The organism is Yersinia bercovieri ATCC 43970 (assembly GCF_013282745.1).
GTDB classification, from domain to species: domain Bacteria; phylum Pseudomonadota; class Gammaproteobacteria; order Enterobacterales; family Enterobacteriaceae; genus Yersinia; species Yersinia bercovieri.
Genome location: NZ_CP054044.1, coordinates 515,350 through 538,368 on the forward strand (window position 1 = coordinate 515,350; position 23,019 = coordinate 538,368).

A 23,019-nucleotide genomic window follows, 5' to 3' on the forward strand; every position below is an offset into this window, starting at 1 on the left:
CTCTTATTCCTCATTCTGTAAATAAGCTTTTAGCAAATCAATATTCACTCCCGATTGCTTCGGTGCACTTCCGGAAGAGGCTGTGGTGAGTGTCTGTACAGTTCCATCTCCACTCACTAACTTGATAATTTGTCCGGCGACAGGAGAATCACTATACGGCCAGCGGACTTCAGGCGTGATCGCAAAATCGGCGCTTTCCCATTCTTGGGCAGCCTGGCTGATACTTTGTCCACCAAACTTCTGCCACACCGCGCCGCGCTCTATTATTTTATCGGGTGCTGCACACTCCACAGTTCCATCGGCTATGCGGATATAACCCCCACCGCTTGTCAGTATGATTTCCTTCTTCGCACTGATGATGATTTTCCCTTCACTGCTACTAATCCGGATATCTTTCAGCGCGTCTAGTGTCATTTCATCGCCCTGCGCCTGAATTTCCACTTTCCCTTTACTGGCGAACAGTTTTATACCCAACTTCTGGGCATACAGGCTTATCCGCTCTCCTGCTGCCACTGTCAGTTTTTTCATGATACTGAAATCCGTATTACCTCCACTCGTCGCTGTGATATTTTCTCCGGCTGACAGTTGCAGTGTTTTAGGTGTTACCTGCGCTATCCCTTCAGGGGCAGACAGCAGTAAGACCGACTTCTTCAGTTCATTTAGCGCTTCGCTCAGTAAGGCTTTCTGCGTTTGCAGGTCAGCAAGCTCTGCCTTCGCGGTTTCTGCTGCACTGCTCAGAGATTCCGCCAGACTTTGCGCTTGTTGTAGTTGACCCAACGCCTCACTCATATCCAGCATCTCCCCCCCAGCAGACGGCTGTTTATCCGCACTGATAAACACCCCTTTGCCCCCACGTACCGCTACCCAATCATCGGTACGCAGCTCGGCACCTTCGCCCCGTAGATTGCGCTGAGCATCTACATTGTGCCCGAGGTTCAATTGGGTCTTGCCGCCGTACTCGGTGCTGAGCTTGATGTGCTCTTCGCCGCGTTTGTCTTCCATGCGTAGCTTGTTGAAAGCAGGGGTACGGATCACGTTGCGGGTGTTATTTTTTTCGGTCACATGGTCGGTATGACGAGAGTCATGCAGGGCATGGGCGATATACGGACGGTCTGGGTCACCGTCGTGAAACGCGATGGCCACTTCGGTGCCCTGTATCAGCGGGAAGTGAATGCCGTACACATCGCCACCGTAAGGTTTGGCGAGTCGCACCGGCATACTCTCCTGACCTTGTGCTTTATCGTCCTGATCTGCATCAAATTTCACCCGGTACAAACCGGAGGTATCCTGCCAGGCATAGATATCGTTGGCCTTCGCGCTGGTCACCCGCGCCATCATGGTGCCGCTGACTTTTGGACGCGGGAGCAGCGCCGGACGCCAGCACAGGGTTTCACTGTAGGGGACGGCTGCGATAGTGACTTTCAGTGCATCTTTACGGCTGGCGCTGAACCCAGTGCGTACCACGACCATCGGTTGTGTCAACAGCTCCGGCAGCGAGGACGGGATTGATGTGTCGGTTACCGTCAATACCTGAGCAGGAAGTAATGTGGGATCGGTACTGAGGCCGGTGATCAGCGTTTGTGCTGATAAAAAACGTTCATGATCGAGGCGTGCCAGGAAGTTGGCGGTTTCAGCAGTGGGGTCGATTTTATCGCCGGTATCCAGATGGCGAGGCTTGTAGTGATACACGTCGCCATAGGTCGTGCCTTCACCGTCGCCGCGCGTCATGTCTGCTCGGGTGGACTGCAACACTTTCTGCGCTTCACGGTAGTTGTAATCTTTGGCAGTAACGCTGGCTTGCACCACACTGTGCCGCACACTCAGCCCCCAGACCGAATCCATTCCACTGCCACTCATCCCTGACAGGCTATTCAGCGGCAAGGATTTACCAAACTCATAGGCACTCTGCTTATCGGCAAAATGCACCACTTCGGTCTGGGTGTCCGGCTGTAGGGTAAAGAAGTAAAATATCCCCATCTCGGAGAGCAACCGCTCAATAAATTTAAGGTCTGTCTCTTGATACTGGTTTATTTGCTCACGTTTTGGGTAGGTCTGTTTCAGGACAAACTCATATTCCCAGTCCTTGAAACCATGTTCCTGAAGTATCTGCCCGACAACTTCAGGTACCGATTTATTGACAAAAAAACGGTGCGTACGGAATTGTTTATTTAGCCGAGCGAGGAAAGGCTCTACAATAATTTCGTACTTAACCTGATCACGTGAACCTGATATTCGTCTAAAATGTGTAATTACACCGTGTACCACTTTTCCCGTCATCGGGTTGAGCAAATCCCCAATACCCATGTTTAATGTAGCTGGTTTATTCAAAAATAATTCAGCGGTGAGATCGGGGTGAAGAGAGGTAAATTTAATTGTGTAATGATACAAAACACTTATTTGCTCAAGGCCATTAAAGTCCTCAACATCCAGCGGGTAAGAGCAGGACGGAATATTTAGGCTGTAGCGATTAAGCGTTGCTCCAGTCAGTTCGGATAAAAGATTCATTTTCGGTTTCCTGCCCCTATATTTTCACTATGCTGTAGAACTAATAAAGATTAGGTGATTGAGCGTTATTAGTAGTAATCATCCCATTTCCTTTGAATGTTAGGGTAAGTAATGCGGAAAATTAAATATCCTAAGATGGCCAATAAACATGCTCCTCCCCCCAGTAAAATCTATCATCACTGCTTGATAGAAAAAAAAACCAAAGAGAAGAGAGTACGCCAACCATTGTTATGGTAGAACCAACTGCACAAACAATATTTGACATCAAAATTATTACTATTCTTTTTATATTCATGAGTAGTTTATACTTTCAAGTGGTTAGTGATTATCAAACTCATTTTGGATTTTATTTAATCCAAATCTAAAGGCTAAGAACCCAATATAAGCTTGGAGTAAGCAATATAAGCCCCAAAGTATTCGATAATTATCATCAGAAAAAATAAAAAACCACACGCCCCAACCTATACCTGTTGAACCTAAACCTAATCCTAGCCAACGCACAGTCATGGATAGTGCGATAAGGGCCTTTTTCTTCAAGTTATTAGACCACCAAAAAAGTATTCACAAATTTTATTAAACTCTTCCGGAGAGCGGTCATCGACTTCGCATGCTTTTTCGAATGGCTTTACCGTATCTTCAACAAGAAAATAAAGAAGGTCCAAATCACCCAACCCTCTCAATTTATAGTACATCATAGGGCTCCTTTCCCTTAGATATCTGGATGTGTAGATTGCTCTGGAGGTTTCTGCACCGACAGAGATCAATGCACCGATTGCAGTTCCTGATAAAAGTGCAGCCACAGCACGAGTTGCAATTACGTTACCAAGATTGACTCCCGTCAATTGGGAAAATAAAATCTTTCCTATTGAACTCCCAGCAATATTTTTTACGAGGTTAGTTATATCGATGCGTGAGGAGAAGTCATTCATAAAGATGCCAATAATTTTCTCAATTACTTCTCTATTAATCGCCCCTGATTTTATTAGTTTTGCTATTCTCATCTTGTCATCAAAATTATCGCTTCGATGATCAGTATCCATAAAATCATAGCCAAGATAGTAAAAACTAACGGGGAATGAAATAAATCCTTTCGCCACGGCACCGAAAAATCCTGAACCATCAACATTAATAGCATCCAGCATATCTCTGGCAATTTCTTTAGCACTGTCCATAATCGTTATCCTTCGCCTCCGTCAAACTCCAACGTGATCCCTTCGGCCTCATCCCAGCCCAACGTCAGCGAGGTGGTGCGCTGTTGCTCGCTCATACGGCTTAACAGTTGTTGGCTCAATACCGGCAAGATCTGCTGATTCAGCAGGCTGTCGATGTTGCGCGCACCGGTGTCCGGCAGCAGGCAGGCAGCGACCAGCTGGTCGTACAGGCTTTCCTCTATCGTGCAGTGCAGGCCGTAATGTTTGTTCAGACGCTTGGCGACTTGTGCCAGTTTCATCTCGACGATAGTGCGCAATGCGATGGCATCCAGTGGGCGGTAGATCAAGGTCTGGAAGCGGGCCAGCAATGCGGGCTGGAAGTGATCGCGCAGGATCGGGCGTAGCAGCTCATGCAGATCGCTATGGGTCGCTTCCGGTTGTTCATCCAGTAACTGCATCAGATGATCGCTGCCTAAATTGGCGGTCATCAGGATCACGGTGTTACGAAAATCAATCTCGCGCCCTTCACCGTCGCGCATAAAGCCGCGGTCAAATACCTGATAAAACAGGTTAATAACATCGGCGTGCGCTTTTTCCACTTCATCCAGCAGCACCACACTGTACGGGCGCTTGCGTACCGCTTCAGTCAGAATACCGCCCTGACCGTAACCGACATAGCCCGGTGGCGAGCCTTTCAACTGGGAGACGGTGTGCGCCTCCTGATATTCGGACATGTTGATGGTGATCAGCGATTTTTCACCGCCGAACAGGGTGTCGGCCAACGCCAGCGCGGTCTCGGTTTTACCCACCCCACTAGGGCCAACCAGCAGGAACACCCCCAGCGGGCCATTTTCAGAGGTCAGGCCGGTTTTGGCGGCGCGCAGCCGTTGGGCCATCTCAACCAGCGCCACATCCTGACCGACCACCCGGGTGGCGAGGTGGTTTTCCAGTTGCAACAAATCGGTCTGTTCGTCTTTCAACAAGCTACTCAGTGGTACGCCAGTCCAGTCAGCAATCACCGTCGCCACCGTGCGCACATCAACATCCAGCGACAGCAGCGGCGCACTGCCCTGAATCTGATTGAGTTCTGCCTGCAACTCCGCCAGATGTGCCACGTTGGCGATATCCTGACGCGCGTCGATAATCAGGGTAGTGAGACGTTTCTCTGCTTCATATTGCTGTGTCAGTTGCTGTTGTCCAACAATCAGCTCTGCGCGGCGTTTATCAATCTCAAGTAAGCGCGTTGAACCGATATTCGGCAACAGGAGTAAATCCTGCTCAATGGCCTGCTGCTCCATCGCCAGTGCGGCCAGTTCGGCGTTAATCTCCATCAGCGCTTCTGGCAGGGTGTCGATGCTCATGCGCACACGGGCACCCGCGGTATCAAGCAGGTCCACCGCTTTGTCCGGCAGTTGACGGCCGGTCAGGAAGCGCCGCGACAGAGTCACCGCCGCAGTGATAGCAGAATCCAGAATATGCACGCCGTGGTGCTGGGCGTAGCGGCCCTTTAAGCCACGCAGCATCAGGCTGGCTTTGGCGTCGTCCGGCTCGTCAACTTTCACCATCTGGAAGCGGCGCTCCAGTGCGGCATCGCGCTCAAAATACTGCTTGTACTCCGACCAGGTGGTGGCAGCGATGGTGCGCAACTCGCCACGCGCCAGTGCCGGTTTGAGCAGGTTGGCCGCATCTGCGCCACCCGCCTGATTACCGGCACCAATAATGGTATGGGCTTCGTCGATAAACAGCAGCACCGGTGTTGGCGATTGTTGTACCGCCTCGATAACATTTTTCAGCCGCTGCTCGAACTCACCTTTGACTCCTGCCCCCGCTTGCAACAGGCCCAAGTCCAGGGTGCGCAGGCTGACGGTTTTCAAGCTATCCGGGACGTTACCTTCGGCAATGCGCAGCGCCAACCCTTCCACCAGCGCGGTTTTACCCACGCCCGGTTCACCCACCAGAATCGGGTTATTTTTACGGCGGCGCGACAGGATATCAATCATCTGGCGGATCTCAGTGTCGCGACCAAAAATCGGGTCAATCTGGTTGGCTCGGGCTTTGGCGGTGACGTCGAGGGTAAATTTATCCAGCGCCGCTTGCAGGGCGTCATTGAGTTGGGGCTGACCGCTGGCAGAGGTGCTAGTCGGGGCTTCATCGGTCAGATTGACCGGGCTGTCTGCCAGCGCCGCTGCCTGCTGAACTTCAGGGCGCTCGTCGGATTGGCTGTCCAGCAGCGGTAACAGACGGTGTAACTGGGTGGTACTCAGGCTGAGCAACGGCCAGGCGGCATCGGCGGCCAGTAATGATGGCGAATTTATCAGAGCAGATAACAGATGAACGGAACGCACCGCATCGGCATCTTCCTGTAGCGACGCATCCAGCCAGGCACTTTTGATCAGTTGCTGTAACGCAGCTGACAACTGGGGTTTGCCCTGCACCGTGCGCGGCAACGTATCCAGATGGGCCAGTAATCCCTGCCACAGGCTGTCCATGTCCCACTCATAACGACGGGCAATCACCGTGATATCGCCTTCACCCTGTTCCAGCAGTTTCAACAACCAATGTTCAACGGTTATCTCAGCATGAGCGCGGGTCTGGCATAAGGTGGCGGCACCGGCGAGTGCTTGCGCACAATAGGGATTTAACCGACGTAATAAGTGTGCTGAATGCGTTGTCATAAATTCGTCCTTGTATGCGAAACCTAATACGTTAGCCGGTTTCAGCTGGCGTTATTAATAGCCTGATAAGACTGGCGTCAGGCACGCTACCGCCCATAGCCATAAACCAAGGCCCATAAGGTCATCTGATAAAATGTGTGTGCGTTTGGCTGAATACCGATGCCCCGATACTGAGCTAAAAACACAAAAAGCAGACGGCGAACCGCCTGCTGCTGCGGGTTACCCTAAATAATTCGTGTTGCAGGCAGGCGGCAAGTGAACGAATCCCTGGGAGCAGAGATAACTCTATGTGACCAGAGTGAGCGAACGTAGCCAACGCACCTGCGGCGCGAAGAATGACGGGTAATTACGCGGTAGCGCGTTCGTTCCATGAATCGGAATGAATGATGTTGCCGTCTTTGAAGGTCCAGGTGACTTTTTCGTAGCGCAACTCCACCAATTCCAGGTGGTTGTGCTTCTCTTTAGCCGGATCTTTGACGTCGTGCATTTTCGGCGCGACTTTGACTACTTTGACGTTTTCCAGTTTGGTGTTGAAATATTCAACTTCCTGGCCTGCGTCATCAATGCGGTACCATTTGAACTCGGCGGTTTTCAGCGTCTGACCGGTGGTCACCGCCTTGTAAAGATAAGGGGTGGATGCATCGATCTCTTTGGTGAAAACGAATGGGGTGTGGATACGGGTGCCGGTCAGCTTGCCGGTATTGTTATCGGTTGGGATGTACAGGTTATGGTCCTGTGCCACGATCTCAATACTGCCTTCGCGACTTTGCACATCAACAGAACCTTTGATGTCTGCACCGCCGTCGTCTTTCAGCCACAGATAGACTGGAATTGCCATGATTTACTTCTCCATTTCTTGAGTTGATACGTCACTTTCATCCTGTGACGCTGTTTTTATATCCGGCACCTGACAGGCATCAGCCTGCGGTACCAGACTGATTTCGACACGGCGGTTGGCCGCACGGCCCGCTTCCGTATCGTTAGATTGCAGCGGACGACTCTGACCATAACCCTGTACCGCAAAGCAGCTTTCCGGGATATCCCCGGTATCACGCATCCAGTTACGTACCGATTCCGCCCGCTTAAGTGACAGAGTCTGGTTGGACTTATCATCACCCGTGATATCGGTGTGACCCGCCACCACGATCAGCCAGCCCGGTTTGGCCTTAATCCCGACCAGTGCGTTGATAAGCACTTTGGTGGAGCCGGATTTGAGTTCTGATTTGCCCACATCAAACAGTGACAGGCTGTCGAGGCGCAAGGTTTTAGGCCCCTGAACAATTCGATTAATCACCGGTGCCGGTGGTGGCGGTGGCGTCCAGCTATTGATAGCAATATCAAGCGGAACCCTAAGCCGCAGCCCCTGATACAACCCCAGCGACAAACGCATGGGGGCACCGCGGCGTAACCAGTCATCCAACAAATGGGCATCCGCGCGCAGTTGTTGTTGAGCCAGAGTCTTAGGGGCTGGGGGAGTGCCGGTGAGGCGGTTATACTGCGACAGATGATCGCCAACGCTCTGGACCAGACGTTGGTTATTGATAAAGGAAGCCAACAGAGCACACAGTAAAAATACACCGCACAACACACCCGCCATCTGACAGGTCTGCATCAGGCGGGAGACACCACGACGACGCGGCAGATAAGGCAGCAGCACTTCTGGCAACGGCAGGCAATCTTGATCTGGAGTCGCCACTGGGGTCAGCGTGGTTATCCCACTAATGTGTGCCTGCCACAAATTGCCCTGATTCGCCGTCACTGGGGTAAAGCAGTAACCCCATGCACACGGGGTCAGTGCAGGGACATCCCCTTGCCGCTGTGTCAGGATGCTCACAACATGTTCATCAAGCCAGGACAGAAGACTCTCCATCCAGAATACAGCGCTCAACCTTTCCTGAACGTTGCGATCTTGATGCTGACTCCATTCAACCAGCGGCATAATCCCTGCGCCCGGTTCCTGAACCTGAATGCCCTTTTGCCCCGGCGTGACCGTGTACCAGCGCTCTACCTGCTCTGATGAAGCCGCTGGCGGTGAAAGCCAAGTGCTTATCCAGACGGGAGGGATCCCCGCAAGCCAGCCTTTGCACTGCACGATGGCCCGTTGCCAGGCACGCAGGGATTGTGAAAAATCATCCCGGCTCTGATGTTGCTCCGGCACGATGGCCAGTAACACAGAGATCTGGGCAATCAGTGCCGGGCGTTCCGCCGCCAGATGTTGCGCGAGTATCGGCAGTTGTTCTGGCAGTTGCACGGCCAGATACCAACCTTGACGCGTTTCACGAAAAGATGCCGAGGGGGAAAACAGGGCATCGCTGTCACCACAAACCAGTACCACCGCACCCTGAAAATCTTCAGGCGGCAGCGTTGAATCGGCAATGGATTGGTGAGCCACTTTATTGCGGTTGTGCTTGCGCCATTGAAAATAACCGACCGCACCGCTGAGGATGACAACCAGCATGCTCAATGCCACACGGCTGCCGGTTCCCAACGGCCAGAACCCCAGAATAAGCCACAGCGCCAGGCAGGTACCCAGCAGCAACAGGAGTAACGGTGTTAATCCGCGCATCCGCTAGTGCATCCCGGTCAGTTGAGACACCATGCGCGTCAGTTGACTGGACAATGTGAACCACAGTGCGGCCAGTATTGCGACGCCCGCAACCCACGAAAACCAATAGGTTTTGCGCCCGGAGCGCAGACGCAGTGAGCGCGAGACCAGCGGAGTTTCCTGCGAAGAAGTAAACGGCGGCACCAGCAGACTCAGCTTACGCACCACATCTTCTCTGCGCTCGTCGCCCTGTTCACGATAGCGACCGGCAAACCCGAGGGTCAATGCACGGTAAAAACAGGTCAGTACCGCCGTATCCGGAGCTGGCTCCTGCAACACCGTGCGGATCCGCTCCCACAACTCTTCACCTGCGTTCAGGGTATTGAAGTAGCGCGCCTGAAGTGGGTCTTTCAGCCATTTGCTATAGCCGCTGTCCTGTTTCTGGCGGTTCAGCACGCTTTCATCCAGTAACGCACACTGGGTGTACAGCATATGGTCACAGCTGATGTCGCTGAAACCGGCACGCGACAGCGTCTCGCGTGCGCCATCAATCCACTCACAGGCACGACGATACAAGGCTTCGCCATCTTCAACTTCCTGCCCATTACGCAACTGACTGACCATCAGCCAGCAGGGATAAAAGGCCGCATCAACGACAGAGGTAGTTATTTTGCTCATGAGCGCAGCACCGCAAACAGTTCGAGTTTGATATCACCCAGCGATCCTGGGGTGTAGAAAGCACAGTTACCCGCATCCAGCATGGCCTGCGCCGCTGGCCCCTTGAGGTCAAGGGCAAAGTACTGATTCTCCAGACGCAGCGGGATAGCCGCCGGAACATGGGACAGCGGTTTCATCGCCACGCCGTTCAGTGCCACATTGACCACATCGGACACATCCTCAACACTGCCAGCCTTACACAACAGCGGGAACTGGGTTTGCAACAGATGGTTGGGGATCGAAGAACGAACAGATAGATAGAAATCAGCCCCTTCGCGCAGGCGGGCATCATGCAATGAACCGGTCCAGAATTGGCCCTCGTGAGCCAGTTCAATCGCCACCATACGGGACGGCAGGCTGGCTTCGAGCAGGGCATCAAGCAAGGTGAACAGCGGCGGAAAAACCTGCTCTGGCGCATCATGCTGATAAAGCGGAATATCTTCGGCTTTATGCTCAAGGGAAAAGGTCAGCAAGCTACCGGCGAGACGGACCAGTTCGCGATAGAACAGTTCGGGATGGCGGGAAGGCGTCTGATACAACTCCATCAGTACCGGCTCGGCACTGTTTAACGCATTCAGCAACCAGAACAACGACACATCGGCCACCGCAAAATCGGCCATCCGCTCGTTACTTTCACGCCGCATAGCCATCAGACGACGCCGACGCGCCTGTAGACGGTGGACTAAATCCCCCAGTTCAGTCAGCACAACCTGACTGGCCGCCAGCGACAGCATCGGCGGGATAAAACTCTCATCCTGTGCCCACTGCCCCTGGGCATTGCGCATCAGTCGCACCACCGGACAGGTCAGATAGGCACTGTTTTCCTGATGAGCAAAACGCAGCGTAACCGCATGCCGCATTATCGCCAGTTCGGTACGTTCATGACCAGCAAGCTCTTGTACTGTGACCCATTCCTGCTGCCAGCGGCGAGGGCGAGCGCTGTCCTGACCATCATCCAGATTGCCACCGTTGGCGGAAAGCAGCGGTAATGCCAGCATCACATCGACAGAGTCACGGTCTGAAATCCCAGACAAATCGCAAGCAGGCGGCAAGTTATCCGCCCGTTCAGAATCAATCAGCGTGCCATCAGGAAAGCGAACCACCAGCCGCAGTGCATTCAGGCGGGAAAGCGCCAACGACCCACTGTCAAATGCCGCATCAATGACACCCCATGGGGATGCCAGTGTCATGTGGGCCACGCTGTCTGCCACATAGGCATCCCAGCGAGACTGTTGCTGGAATTGTTGCGGGGCCAAAAAGGCCCCATCGTTCCATAACGGACGATAAATTTTCATCGTGTCTCCGTTTATGCCTTAGCCTTCGGCATCTGGGAAACCAATGACAAATTCACATCCATACCTTCCACCTGGAAGTGCGGCACGGCATACAGCTTCACGCGGAAGAAACCTGGGTTGTCTTCGATATCTTCCACTGTGACTTTTGCATCACGCAGCGGATGGGACGCCTGCAAATCATCACCCGGATCAGTCATTTCCGTCACCAAGGTGCGGATCCAGTTATTCAGCTCCAGTTCCAACAGACGGCGGTCTTTGGTGGTGCCGATATTTTCGCGCTGGATCAGCTTCAGGTAATGAGCAATGCGTGATAGCAAGAAGATGTAAGGCAAGCGGGCATTAATACGGCTGTTGGCAGTGGCATCCGCGGTGTCATACAGTGCCGGTTTCTGGGCGGAGTTAGCCGAGAAGAAGCACGAGTAATCACGGTTTTTGTAGTACGACAGCGGAATAAAGCCCAGATTGGCAAACTCGAACTCGCGGGTTTCCGGGATCATCACTTCTGACGGAATTTTGACCTGATTACCGGTACCCAAATCGTACAGATGAATAGGCAGGTTGGTCACCGCGCCACCGGCCTGCGGGCCACGGATCTGCACACACCAGCCGTTTTTGATGAAGCTTTTTACCATATTGGCGGCAAAGGCAAACGAGGCGTTGGTCCACAGATAACGGTCATGGTCCGGCCCTTTCACCTGCTCTACGTAGTTAAAGCTGCGTACCGGCACGGTGTCCGGGCCGTAAGGCAAGCGCCCCAGTACACGCGGCATGGTCAAGCCGATATAGCGGGAATCATCCGAGTCGCGGAAGGCTTTCCACTTGATGTATTCGGCGCGGTCGAAATAGTTAGCGATATCTTTAATCGCCGCTACCTCTTCCATGCTCTCTTTACCAAAGAACTCGGGGCCAACAGAGCCGATAAACGGCATATGGGCTGCCGCGGCGACCTTGGAGATATTGCGCAATAAGGCGATATCCTGCGGGCTACGATCAAACTCGTAGTTGGAGATGGCGGCGGCAATCGGCTCGCCACCGGGGGTGTCGTATTCCTGAATATAGGTCTGGGTGTAGAGACCGCTTTGCACGATTTCAGGTGCATCTTCAAAATCCTGCACCAGATGGTCTTTGCTGATATCCAGCAGTTCGATACGCACGTTTTGACGGAAATCGGTTTGATCGATAAGGGATTTAACGCCACGCCAGGTGGACTCTACACGTTGGAAATCAGGGTGATGCATCACCGCATCCAACTGGCGACTGATTTGATCATCCAGCGCCGCAATGTGGCCATCCAGCAAGGTTTTATCCAGCTTTTCCACTTTTTTCGACGACTGCTTCAGCAGGTCTAAAAAGACACTGACGGCGGCAGTGACGCGTTCATCGGTGGTGGCATCCGCCATGGTATCGTTGTTCTGGAAAGCATCCAGACCGGTCAGTGAGGAGACCGGGCTGAGGTTGATTTTTTCAAATAAAGAGGCGTAAACCCCCTGGGCTACGGGACGGTTTTTCTCTAATACGGTGGTCGCAGTACCCTGCGCCGTGTTTTCCTGTACAGACATCAGCATGTTCCTTTTCTTCTTTCTAATGACAAGCAGCCAATCCGGCGATTAACAGTCTTTGGGGGCCAATGCCGCCAGTTCAGCACGCAGCTCATCGCTCAGTGCTTCGTCTTTAAGGATATTTTCCAGCTCACGGCGGAAAGTGGCGTTGTCCAGCAGATTGGATTTGAGGTCACGCAGCAGGTTGCGCATCGCCAGCAAGGCGCGCAGTTGCGGGATTTGACGGGCAACACTTTCCGGTTCGAAATCTTTCATTTCACGGAAGGTGAGGGACACAGCCGTATCAGTGTTATCGCCAGCCAGGGTATCGGGTACAGCGAGTGTCAGGCTCGGTTGGAACTCAGCCAGCACACTGTTGAAATTGTTTTTGTTGATATTGAGTTTTTCACGTTCGGACAGCGGGCGCTGCTCCTGACCGTTGCTGTAATCACCCATCACCAACAACTTCAAAGGCAGCTCCATTTTCTTTTGAGCGCCGCCAGTATGCAGATCTAATTTAATATTAATGCGTGCTTTGGGTATTTCATTTTGAAAGCTTGAAGAGGACATCGACTTTCCTTGTTAGGAGAAGGAAACTTAAGAAATCCACCACTGATAAAATGAATAGAAATAATCTACATTACCCGGCACAACATTCACCGCCCACTGATTAATTCAGCACGTATTAAAGTAAAAAAACGCTTTGTAGATATCCCTATCCATTCATTGGATGGCATGAAACAGTATCAGACAGGTATTTTTCACACGCATTAGCATATCAATTAAATACCGATGTGCGCAGTGTAGAAACGTTAGCCATCTAACACCAATTGGTTAAATGTAACAAAAAGTAAATTTTAAAGTTTCATAAATATCAGAACATAACACTGATGTGTAAGACATTTCTTACAATAGAAATGTAACTCTTTACGATTAAAGGGATTAAAAAACATCATAAAAATTTAACTGAGAGTTTATGGCGCTTATTGTAGGAATATGCCTACAAATATTTTTTTTCAGAAATGTGATGTGTATTCTGGGTGTTTTAGAACCAAATATAATCACAATAAGATTATCTATTACTGCCGTGAATCAGTTAACCCATAATAACCTAAAAATGACTTATCGATAGGCAACGTCATTGTGTATTACAAGTAATCTGCAAAGAGATGTGAGTGGAAAATTTATGCAAATGCCCCCTCCCATTGAGGTGGATAAATATATTAGCCAACATTCAATGAGTGGACGCAGATATGAACACAGTTGATATCTGGCCAACGGGAAAGCTTTAATCTGAGTGATAGATACCAAGCGTTTAGCGCTTTTTTTGGGGGATAGTTGCCTAACACTCTGGGCATGAGCGCTCTTCAGGACGATCCGTATCACTCAATGCTCTATTATTTACGTAGTATCTCTGACGATAAGTCAGATAAAAATCTTAACCCTGAAACGAGTAAGCCTTATCCGGAACTCCCTTTCCTAGAGTTCTATTGGGGCCAACTATTACGTAGCAAAATGGATTTAGAAGGTTATAACCTGCATAAGCAGGATGACTATATCAAGGCGCTTGCATATCAAGTCAGTCATTAAGTTTGCCGAGATTGTGACTGAAGCAACAGACTCACATCATCAACTGAGGGTCTTGCTGACAAAAGTCGGCCAAATGATCAATTAGAGCCCGGACTCTGGCCGGAACATACCGTTGCTGCGACCATACCGCATAAATCTCCCGGGGAGCACCCTGCCATTCCGGTAATACTCTGACCAGTTCGCCGCACTGGAGTGGGTTATGGCATAAACTCAATGGGCAAAACAGAATCCCTAACCCGGCCTGCGCCGCCTGTAGCGCCAGATAAATGCCGTTAACACAAAATTTTCCCTGCGGCTGCCAGCGCACGGTGTCTCCATTCTGGCGGTGTTGCATCACCCAGGTTGATAATGGCGCACTAATTACCAAGTCGTGTAGCCTCAGCTCATCCATAGATTCAGGAATGCCATTCTTCGCCAGATAATCAGGCGAGGCGACCAACAGTATCTCCTTGCTTTGCCCCAGTTTTCGCATATTGAGTAATGAATCCGGCTGAGCGCCCACACGGATCGCCACATCAGCGCCGCTACCAATCAGATCCTGAGTGTAATTGTTCAGTTCTAGCTCAAGCCGGACTTCGGGGTACCGCGTTAAAAAAGACACCCAGGCGGGAGCCAGATTATCGTTGGCTAAATCCGCCGGAGCCAGTATCCGGATCAAGCCACTGATCTGATGCAATGTAACGTCCAGCTTCGCCGTGGCTTGCTGTAAAGAATGCACCAGCGGGCGACACTGTTCGTAATATTGCCAGCCCTCACTCGTTGGTGTCATGCGCCGGGCGCTGCGGTGCAGCAAGCGGCAACCTAAATGCTGCTCTAACTTCTGTAAACGGCGTGTCAGCGTAGACGCTGGAATCGCGGCTTTTTCCGCTGCAGCCCGCAAACTTCCCGTTTCTACAATGCTCACAAATAGGGCTAATTCATCCAACATAATTTCATATTCGGAATTTAAGATTGAATTTATCAATCTAGTTTCATTAATCAGCCTTGTCTAGAATTTCTCACTGGTTGTTGCTGGCCGCATTTTTCCAAGGTCATGTATCTGATCAAAATGTAAAGCTCGCCGGATTATAAACATCATGTTTATCTCAATAGGAAATACTCATATGCAAAGTTATCGTTTCAAACAGTTTGGCAATATTGGGCACTTAGAACTTCACCAGGAAGATATGCCGATACCTGAGGCCAGAGAAGTGCTCATTCGGGTGCGCGCCACCTCGTTGAATTATCGTGATCTGGCCATTATGAATGGTGAATACACCTTGCCATCTCGCCCGGGGCATATTCCGCTCTCCGATGCCGCCGGTGAAGTGATTCAAATTGGCAAGCGGGTCGAACGTTTTAAGGTCGGTGATCGGGTGGTAAATACCTTTATGCCACGCTGGTTCGGTGGTGCTTTTCAGGCTTCAGCACGTGATGAACTTTATGGTAGTGACCGTGATGGCTGGCTGACTGAATATAAAGTGGTTAGTGAGGAATCACTATTATCATTACCCGACTACCTCAGCTTCGAACAGGGCGCAACACTTCCCTGCGCGGCTGTGACCGCGTGGGCGGCACTCAACGGCGATAGACCGGTTAAAGCCGGTGAGACAGTTTTAACCTTAGGCTCCGGTGGAGTTTCACTGTTTGCTATCCAGCTAGCAAAAGCAATGGGTGCAAGGGTTATCGCCACCACTTCGAGTGAAGCCAAAAGCGCACAGTTGAAAGCACTGGGTGCCGACGAAGTCATCAATTATGTTCAACACCCTGAATGGAGTGAAGAAGTTTTGCGCTTAACCTCTGGGCAAGGGGTTAATTTAGTGGTCGAGGTCGGTGGCCCAGGGACGCTAAATCAATCCATTCGCTCTATCTGCATTGGTGGTGAGCTGGCGCTGATCGGATTTGTCGCTCGGGATGCGGTGGCAATAGATTTCTTCAGCCTGTTTAAAAGTGCAGCGCGCTTTCGGGTGATCAGTGTGGGCTCACGTGAAGATTTCGAACAAATGAACCAGGCGTTAGTGCAGCATAAAATCATACCCGTCATTGATAGCACTTTTCCTTTTGTTGAAGCTAAACAGGCATGGCAGCATTTTGATTCACGCCAGCATGTGGGGAAAATCGTTATCAGTCATTAGCTGTTATCACCTTTGGTGGGCTGAATCTGCGGGCGAGATAATTATAATGCCCAGCCACTTGCTCCTCGCCACTGAAATTTGAGTCACTATCAAAGGCGGTTTCTGGTTGACCGCTAGTTCCCCATGCAGGAGAATTTCCCACCGATGAAAAATTGCGGGTCGTGTATTCAATATAGTAAATAGCATTGCAATACATATTGTAAGCAGACCCGTTTTAGTTCCACACATTATAGTGCAGTATAATTTTTCATTCGAGGCACTGCACCATATCGCCAGCTCCACTTTAAAAATGATGCTTATATGAGTAATTAATGTTTTTTCAAGCAGGCTAATTAATGTTAAAACTTAACACCGCACTTCCTGAGTAAACACCCGGCTCTACCTTATTACCCTGAGTAGTTAATTCAGAAGTCACTTCGATAGGCTCTGAAATAGGTGTGGAAGATGCCACAGGTATACCTTGTGATGCATTCTTTCCATTAATTTTAACGACAGCGTCAATATTTTTACCTAGTTTTACCGGTGTTCCATCAGTTGAACTCCAATTACTCCCCGATGATGATATGAGTTTTAATGTTCCCGACTTTACACTTGAATTGCAGGTTAGCAGTGTCGATACTGCTTTCTTGTTTCCCTGAACCTCCTTTTCATGTATAGAACCATAGTCAATAACTAAACTGCTTGCAGAGAACTTACACGTATCCCTGACTGTAATACGAAGTTCTCCTTGGTAATCAAACCAATAGCGACCATCATCATGTCGCATGGAGCATGAGGCAGTCCCACAGTATTGATGGTTAAATGAGGCAATGACCCCTCGGTAAATATAAGTTCCGGCGGGCGTATTCTCCGGCGCGGTTATTTTTATTGGTGCAGTATAGGTCTCATTATGCCAAACGTATGGCCTTGTCATTGGTACATTAAACCAATCAATCCAAGGGCTATAGTGATATGCGACTCCATCAGTAAATGCCATATTTTTTGATGCTATTTTGATATAATTACGACCTCTCGATTGCTGCCCTTCAATATTAAAGCTAACACCATTATTAGTTGTGATGGTTGATGGTGCTGTTATACCAACCCCCATCATCCAGCGATCAAGTTGTATACCTGGATGAGAATACATAGTACCATTCTGGCAACCTGCAACACAGGATGCATCTTCACCATTCGAATTATAGTCACCAAAAATAGACAATGATATATTAATCGTTTCTGCACTCCCACCTGGCGTCAAAATAACATCACCCGAGGGGAGTGACCAGGTGTGTTGTATTCTTGATGATTCCTGAACATAACTATAAGCAAGAGAAAACTGAGCATAAAAAGAGAGTGCTGTTATTATCGACAGCCTCGCTATTTTCATAAAAAAATAACCATCTTTAATTGGCATTCTAAAATAGAGCATAATAAATTCCTGATAGGTTTATCGAAAGGGATTGAGCCTCATTTAAAAGTCCACTTTTTCTTGTGTGTTTCGGCGCTGATATTTATCACAACCGTTTTAAACGGTTACTGGTAATTTATCATCAGGCTTGCCGTCGCTTGAAAAGTACCGGCGTGCAATTGCGCTATCGATGGTGTCACTAACTGTGCTTTCAGTTGCAGTTGCCCCTCTACTGTACTTTCACCCGTTCCCATACCCTCGACCGGCACCCAGCTATTCAGGTTCACCGGTGTCGTCCCCGCTTTACCCGATGTGAGTGCGATGCCTAACCCATTCAGTGAGGTGGAGAGTACGTTTGCCCCCATTTCACTCATTACCCCGTAGCTCGTCGGGCTCAGATACATTTTCAGCGTCTTGCCCGTCGGTGCTGAATTGTCGCAACTCATCTTCAGGTTCACCGACTGTTCGGCCGCCGCTGTTCCAACTTGTTCCAAAGTTAGTTCGCCGAATGGCACCTCTACCGCCGATTCACCATTATTACCCGTTACTGTACACACCGGTTCCAGAATGGTCGCTTTGATCGTAATAGGGAGAGTGGCCGCTTGCCCATGAACACTCCACAGCAACGTACACAACAACATCCCGTGCATTAATCGCTTCATCGCCTGTTTCCTCAATTTAGAGCCAGATTGCCGTTACTAAATCCTTGATCCTGCGCTCTCTGGCCTATTTCTACTGATAGGAGACCTCAAATGTCGCCGTCGCGGTATAAGGCCCCTCTTTCACCGCTGCCCTATCCGGTGCCAAGGCATACGCCCCAAAACGGAATCGGTTTACCTGCCCACTGCCTGTCACCGTTATTTGCCCCGCAGTGACGGGTTTACCCAACGAGATTAAGCTACCGGCTCCATCCTCTAGCCCGATAACCAGACCGGTTCCACCCTCTGCCGCCAACATCGTTATCCCACCAACAGTCTGGGTTTTGGCTCCACTGAACATCATCGTGACCAGTTTCCCCTGCATAGCCGCCGTGCAATCTTTCAGACCTATATCAAATGGCTCGCTCGGTGTGCGCCCATATTGACTAAAATCTTGTACCGAACGGGAGGGTAGCGTCACTAATAGCGGGGCATCCTCCCGTTCAAACCTACACTGAGTGTCCAGCAGTGTGCCGTTAAACGTGAGATCGACGCCTGCCCCCGCAGCAGATCCCCCATTGGGGATAACCACCAGCAGCGCCAACACACACCATAAATTGTCTCTACTCATCATCCTCTCCACACAATGCCAGCCCTGAAACAGGAAGCGCCTGGCTAAACCTTTTTCACAGCACAGTTCCCGCCACGGCAACTGAACTTCAACACCGGGCGACCACCATAATCGTTGATATAGGTCAGATAGGGGGTTGTGTAGTGCCCGACTTTCACCTGAGTGCTACTTTTGGGCGACACCATCACTACATCAAATGCTTCATCCTCAGACTGTCGCTGGCTGCCCGCCAGGCCAATGACCGTGACGTAATAAGGTGTCGGGTTTTCTATCCGATAGCCGCTCCCCTCCTCATGCAAGATAAGTTGGTCTTGCCAGACAGCGCCGGGAGTGGTGACTATCCCTTTCGGACGATAAAATAATTTGATTTTGGTCTGTAATGCTATTTGCAGCACATTGGGTTGATCGCTGCGGGGTGGAATTTCCCGCAGGTTAAAATAGAACAGTGATTCTCTGTCCTGAGGAAGCTGATTGGCATCTGGGGTTGACGACACCCGTATCATGCTTTTCATTCCCGGCTCCAGACGCTGTACCGGAGGGGTGACCACTAAAGGCCCCTGCACCAGTTTCTGTTGGTGCTCTCCTTCCAACCAGACTTGCGCCAAATAGGGTAGTTGTTTGTTTTCATTGCTAATATTTAAAGTGATCGATTTGCTGTCTGCATTAAATATGGCTCGAGTGCGATCTAACCCCACGGCAGCCTGTACCGCTGGATGTATCGCAAACAGCACTGTCATCGAAACCAGATTTAATACCTTATGAATGCTTCTCATGTTGTCTTATCCTATCTATTAAGGCTGTGTGCCCATTAATGCTTAGCTGCCGCAGTGGGTCCACAGGGCAACAGCAACTGCTTCCCATCTAAGTTCGACGGGATCGTAACCTCACAACGGGTCTGCCCGTCCCAAGCCACATCAAGCACCGTATTGGGGGTCACCCCACTCAACCAGGCTAGGCCACTGTCGCCGACGATCCCCAGTTCCCGGCCTTTTAGATCACGCACGCTGGCAGCAAATGGCGGGTATGTCCCATCTTTCAGCCGCAGAACCGCAAACAACCGCTCCCCTTTCAATACACCAAAATGTTGATAACCAATGGCACCATCGGTAAGTGCGGTTTCCACTACCCCTTGTGTTGCCTCTATGTCATCGGCCATATTGTTGATATCGACTCGCGCCGTGGTGCGGTAATAGCTGTTAACATCAGTCAATACCCCGATGCCCCGCGAATTAGTCACCACCCGGCCATCATCTATCGGTACGCCACTGACTCCGTCGGTATCGACCATTAAGCGGGTACTGCCGTTATAGCCACCAGAGTGTAGTGCCGCACCTTTGCTTGTTGCCGTCACTCCTCCGGTGGCGCTTATCCCCAAAGAGCTGTAGCTGTTCTCCGCCATTGCCACATTACCGGTAAGGTTTGCCAAAGGACTGTTGTGGGTGTACATACCACTAAACTGACTGCGCGCAGCCTGGCCATTGCCCTGATCCCGCCCGGCGCTCAGGTTGTAGCTGTCGAGCTGCCCGACAGAAGCGGAATATCCCACGCGCTGCCCGATCCGTTTCCCGCTGTAATCGCTACTGTAACTGGCCGTTCCTTTTCCTATCGGTACCGACAACGTCAAATTAATGGCGTCATCATAACGTTCCATATCACGCTCCAGATACCGACTGCGGCTGCCAGTCGCGGTCAAAGAGAGACCCTTCAAGCCGAGTGACGGCAGATCAAACCAGGTGTTAAGGCTAACGCCATACTGGTCAGTACCACCGTGATCCCAATAGTTCTGGTGTTCATAATTGAGGCTAAGGGATAGCGGCAGAGCCAACTCATCAAACCGCTTGCTGACATTGATCTGATAACGCTCTCTCTGACGGGTATTGTTATTGTCTCGAAACCGGGTATCTAAATACTGCTGCATGGACATATAGTCATGCTCGGAGAAGCGATATCCGGCAAAGTTCACATCAGTATTGGCATCATCAAAATGCTTGGAGTAACTGATATGCCATGATTTACCTTCCCGCCGCCCTTGTACGGGTAAGTTTGCAAATGATTGGGTGACATCTAGTGCCGCAGTACCAAATTGAAAGAGATCACGACCAGCCCCTAGCGCCAAGGCCTGATAATCATCCGACACCGTTGTACCGCCGAACACCGACCAACTGTTAGATATCCCCCATGATGCCTCTCCCATGGTAAAGAGCGGCCCTTCGGTATGACGGTTCCAGGTTCTGGGCTTCCCGGTGGCGACCTTATAGCGAACCTGGCCCGGACGAGTCAGATAGGGCACCGATGCCGTCGTCACACTAAAGGTCTGCACTTCACCATTTTGCTCGAGCACCCTCACATCCAATTGACCACGGATGCCACTGTCTAGATTCTGGATACGAAATGGTCCGGCTGGGACCATACTGTCGTAAACCATACGTCCCTGCTGAGTTACCGTAACTCTGGCGTTGGTTCTCGCCACCCCGATGATTTCAGGCGCATAACCACGCAAACGCGGTGGTAGCATGCGCTCTTCGCTGACAAGGCTAACGCCAGAGTAACGCCATGAGTCGAACAGGTTAGAATTGACATAGTCTTCACCCATAGTCAGCAGCGCTTCAATCATCGGTAGTGGGCGGTACAGATAAACCCGAGTCAGATCAAAATTATGCTGTGAAGCTTCTCGGCCACTAGCCCGGAAGTAGCTGCCCTGGTAGTCTCCCCGCAGACGCCATGCCCCCAAATTCCCACCCAGCGTCCCACTGAGGCTTGCATTTTGCTGCTGCCCATTACCCTGAGTTTTTATCATCGTGCTATTGATGTTGTAGTCCAACATCACCCCAGGAATGCCATTATCCCAACGGGAGGGGGGTAACCAAGTCGCATCTGAATATTCCAGCCACGCCTTAGGCATATTGATATTCAGGGTGCCATTGCTGATATCACCTTTCAAAGTGGTGCCCTTCAGCGGTGTGAAATCGATACACTGCCCCTGATGCCAAACACCTACCCGCTTGATGGACTTTTCTGTCAAACCCAGATGGCTAAGCAACTCTGGCGATAGGCAAGCCTCTGGCATACTCGGGGAAGATGAAGTCTCTGCGGCTACCGGGTTAATATAGAAAGGAATAGCAATATCATTTCCTAACCTTTCACCATTCAATTTCACTTGCATCTGGTATGTGCCGGGCAGAATATACCCCTCCCTTGAGAATCGGGAGAAGTCTATATTCTTCTTATCATCCGTATCGAGAAGGTCAGTATTAAACTCCACTGAAAATGCTTTGATAGAAAATAGCGCCATAATGACTAAGGCGGATACTCTATTTATCTTCAGTACACGATTTATGTTCAATACACGATTTATGTTCAATACACGCTGATTCATAATTTATCACCGGAATAATTATCTGAATTCCGTATCATTAATTCCTGCTATTGACACGAGCGTATCCTTCCACACAGAAAAGTGACCCATAAGTCATCTGTACGGATATAAATTTTATTTTCAGATGAGGTTATTATTTTTAAGTTAATTTGGCGTATTAATCTCACTGAGATGTAATACGCCATAATTATTCCCTGGCTCTAGAAGAAAAACTTCCAGAAAGGCACAGTACAACATCACCTAAAACAGCCTAACCGTATCAGTTCAATCCCCTCATCCTATTATGGAAGAGGGGCTGAAAATTACTTATAGGCGATGACAAAGTTAGTTGTAGCTTCAAAATTACCCACAGTAACATTGGTCGCTGCATCTGCTTTTTTGGCTTCTGCGGTATAAGTCAGAATATTGTCACCCGTCGGGTTCAGACCAAGAATAGGCTTGGCTGTACCAAAAGTGATGCCAGAAATAGCGATCCCCAACCCGGTAGCCGAACCATGAGTGGTCAGTAGATTTTTACCACTGAGCAGATCGGTACTGGCAAAGGTAATATCAGCCGTTTTTCCCGTTAAATTACAATTTTCCAGATGGATCTGAAACTTCTTGGCGGTGACCACATTGGCATTCAATTGGGATGATGAAAGCTGACCAAATGGTACTTTGACATCCGTACCATCCTGACCTGGGGCTAAATTACATGGTGAATCTACCACTTCACCATTAAAGGTTATTTTTCCGTTATTACCTGCTGCTGTTGCGCCATAAGAGATAACACCCAGTACTGCAATAATAGCTAATTTAGATACTTTCATGAAAATATTTCCTTATTTATTTATAAAAATAGATATCAAACGTCA

Annotated in this window: 19 protein-coding genes; 2 read left to right on the forward strand and 17 right to left on the reverse strand. The window is 50.1% G+C overall.

Annotated elements, in window-relative coordinates:
• Window positions 1-3: 3 nt before the first annotated feature.
• The 10 genes from HRK25_RS02450 to tssB all read right to left on the reverse strand — a co-directional run bounded on the left by HRK25_RS02450 (window position 4) and on the right by tssB (window position 12,996).
• Window positions 4-2,505, reverse strand: coding sequence for a DUF2345 domain-containing protein (locus tag HRK25_RS02450; RefSeq protein ID WP_005272262.1), 2,502 nt, complete (start codon window positions 2,503-2,505; stop codon window positions 4-6).
• Between the two features lie 318 nt (window positions 2,506-2,823).
• Window positions 2,824-3,042 (reverse strand): hypothetical protein, encoded by a 219-nt coding sequence (locus HRK25_RS02455; protein WP_143707649.1) that lies wholly within the window; start codon window positions 3,040-3,042, stop codon window positions 2,824-2,826.
• The gene (locus HRK25_RS02460) at window positions 3,039-3,677 is read right to left on the reverse strand and encodes a hypothetical protein (protein ID WP_005272261.1); all 639 of its coding nucleotides are present in this window, start codon (window positions 3,675-3,677) and stop codon (window positions 3,039-3,041) included. Before HRK25_RS02460 ends, HRK25_RS02455 begins: the two co-directional genes overlap by 4 nt.
• 5 nt (window positions 3,678-3,682) lie before the next feature.
• Complete coding sequence (tssH, locus tag HRK25_RS02465) at window positions 3,683-6,331, reverse strand: type VI secretion system ATPase TssH (protein ID WP_005272254.1); 2,649 nt, start codon at window positions 6,329-6,331, stop codon at window positions 3,683-3,685.
• A 346-nt stretch (window positions 6,332-6,677) separates the two neighbouring features.
• Window positions 6,678-7,169 carry an Hcp family type VI secretion system effector gene (locus HRK25_RS02470; protein WP_004877984.1) on the reverse strand — a complete coding sequence of 164 codons (492 nt, stop codon included), beginning with the start codon at window positions 7,167-7,169 and terminating at the stop codon, window positions 6,678-6,680.
• Between the two features lie 3 nt (window positions 7,170-7,172).
• Window positions 7,173-8,897 carry an OmpA family protein gene (locus HRK25_RS02475; protein WP_005272250.1) on the reverse strand — a complete coding sequence of 575 codons (1,725 nt, stop codon included), beginning with the start codon at window positions 8,895-8,897 and terminating at the stop codon, window positions 7,173-7,175.
• 3 nt (window positions 8,898-8,900) lie between these two features.
• Window positions 8,901-9,554, reverse strand: coding sequence for a type VI secretion system protein TssL, short form (tssL, locus tag HRK25_RS02480; RefSeq protein WP_071984891.1), 654 nt, complete (start codon window positions 9,552-9,554; stop codon window positions 8,901-8,903).
• A complete protein-coding gene (gene tssK, locus HRK25_RS02485) occupies window positions 9,551-10,888 on the reverse strand; it encodes a type VI secretion system baseplate subunit TssK (protein WP_005272239.1) in 1,338 nt (445 codons plus the stop codon). Before tssK ends, tssL begins: the two co-directional genes overlap by 4 nt.
• A gap of 11 nt (window positions 10,889-10,899) precedes the next feature.
• Window positions 10,900-12,453 carry a type VI secretion system contractile sheath large subunit gene (tssC, locus tag HRK25_RS02490; protein ID WP_005272237.1) on the reverse strand — a complete coding sequence of 518 codons (1,554 nt, stop codon included), beginning with the start codon at window positions 12,451-12,453 and terminating at the stop codon, window positions 10,900-10,902.
• Window positions 12,454-12,495: 42 nt separating this feature from the next.
• Complete coding sequence (gene tssB / locus HRK25_RS02495; protein WP_005272235.1) at window positions 12,496-12,996, reverse strand: type VI secretion system contractile sheath small subunit; 501 nt, start codon at window positions 12,994-12,996, stop codon at window positions 12,496-12,498.
• Window positions 12,997-13,764: 768 nt separating this feature from the next.
• Here tssB and HRK25_RS02500 point away from each other — a divergent pair.
• Window positions 13,765-14,016 (forward strand): ParB N-terminal domain-containing protein, encoded by a 252-nt coding sequence (locus tag HRK25_RS02500; RefSeq protein ID WP_143707648.1) that lies wholly within the window; start codon window positions 13,765-13,767, stop codon window positions 14,014-14,016.
• A gap of 31 nt (window positions 14,017-14,047) precedes the next feature.
• Here the strand turns inward: HRK25_RS02500 and HRK25_RS02505 are convergent, their stop codons facing one another.
• Complete coding sequence (locus HRK25_RS02505) at window positions 14,048-14,944, reverse strand: LysR family transcriptional regulator (RefSeq protein WP_005272233.1); 897 nt, start codon at window positions 14,942-14,944, stop codon at window positions 14,048-14,050.
• Between the two features lie 175 nt (window positions 14,945-15,119).
• Here HRK25_RS02505 and HRK25_RS02510 point away from each other — a divergent pair, with 175 nt between their 5' ends.
• Entirely contained in the window at window positions 15,120-16,130 is a 1,011-nt protein-coding gene (locus HRK25_RS02510; RefSeq protein ID WP_032896943.1) for a zinc-dependent alcohol dehydrogenase family protein, read from the forward strand.
• A gap of 328 nt (window positions 16,131-16,458) precedes the next feature.
• Here the strand turns inward: HRK25_RS02510 and HRK25_RS02515 are convergent, their stop codons facing one another.
• The 6 genes from HRK25_RS02515 to HRK25_RS02540 all read right to left on the reverse strand — a co-directional run bounded on the left by HRK25_RS02515 (window position 16,459) and on the right by HRK25_RS02540 (window position 22,974).
• Entirely contained in the window at window positions 16,459-17,541 is a 1,083-nt protein-coding gene (locus HRK25_RS02515) for an MrpH family fimbial adhesin (RefSeq protein WP_005272231.1), read from the reverse strand.
• 104 nt (window positions 17,542-17,645) lie between these two features.
• Complete coding sequence (locus HRK25_RS02520; RefSeq protein ID WP_005272228.1) at window positions 17,646-18,182, reverse strand: fimbrial protein; 537 nt, start codon at window positions 18,180-18,182, stop codon at window positions 17,646-17,648.
• Window positions 18,183-18,252: 70 nt separating this feature from the next.
• Window positions 18,253-18,792, reverse strand: a complete 540-nt coding sequence (locus tag HRK25_RS02525) for a fimbrial protein (protein WP_226714007.1) — start codon at window positions 18,790-18,792, stop codon at window positions 18,253-18,255.
• 41 nt (window positions 18,793-18,833) lie between these two features.
• On the reverse strand, window positions 18,834-19,562 hold the full coding sequence (locus tag HRK25_RS02530; protein WP_005272219.1) for a fimbrial biogenesis chaperone: 729 nt from the start codon (window positions 19,560-19,562) through the stop codon (window positions 18,834-18,836).
• A 35-nt stretch (window positions 19,563-19,597) separates the two neighbouring features.
• Window positions 19,598-22,165, reverse strand: a complete 2,568-nt coding sequence (locus tag HRK25_RS02535) for a PapC/FimD family outer membrane usher protein (RefSeq protein ID WP_005272217.1) — start codon at window positions 22,163-22,165, stop codon at window positions 19,598-19,600.
• A gap of 302 nt (window positions 22,166-22,467) precedes the next feature.
• Window positions 22,468-22,974: a fimbrial protein gene (locus HRK25_RS02540; RefSeq protein ID WP_005272215.1), complete on the reverse strand. Its 507-nt coding sequence runs from the start codon at window positions 22,972-22,974 to the stop codon at window positions 22,468-22,470.
• Between the last annotated feature and the right edge of the window lie 45 nt (window positions 22,975-23,019).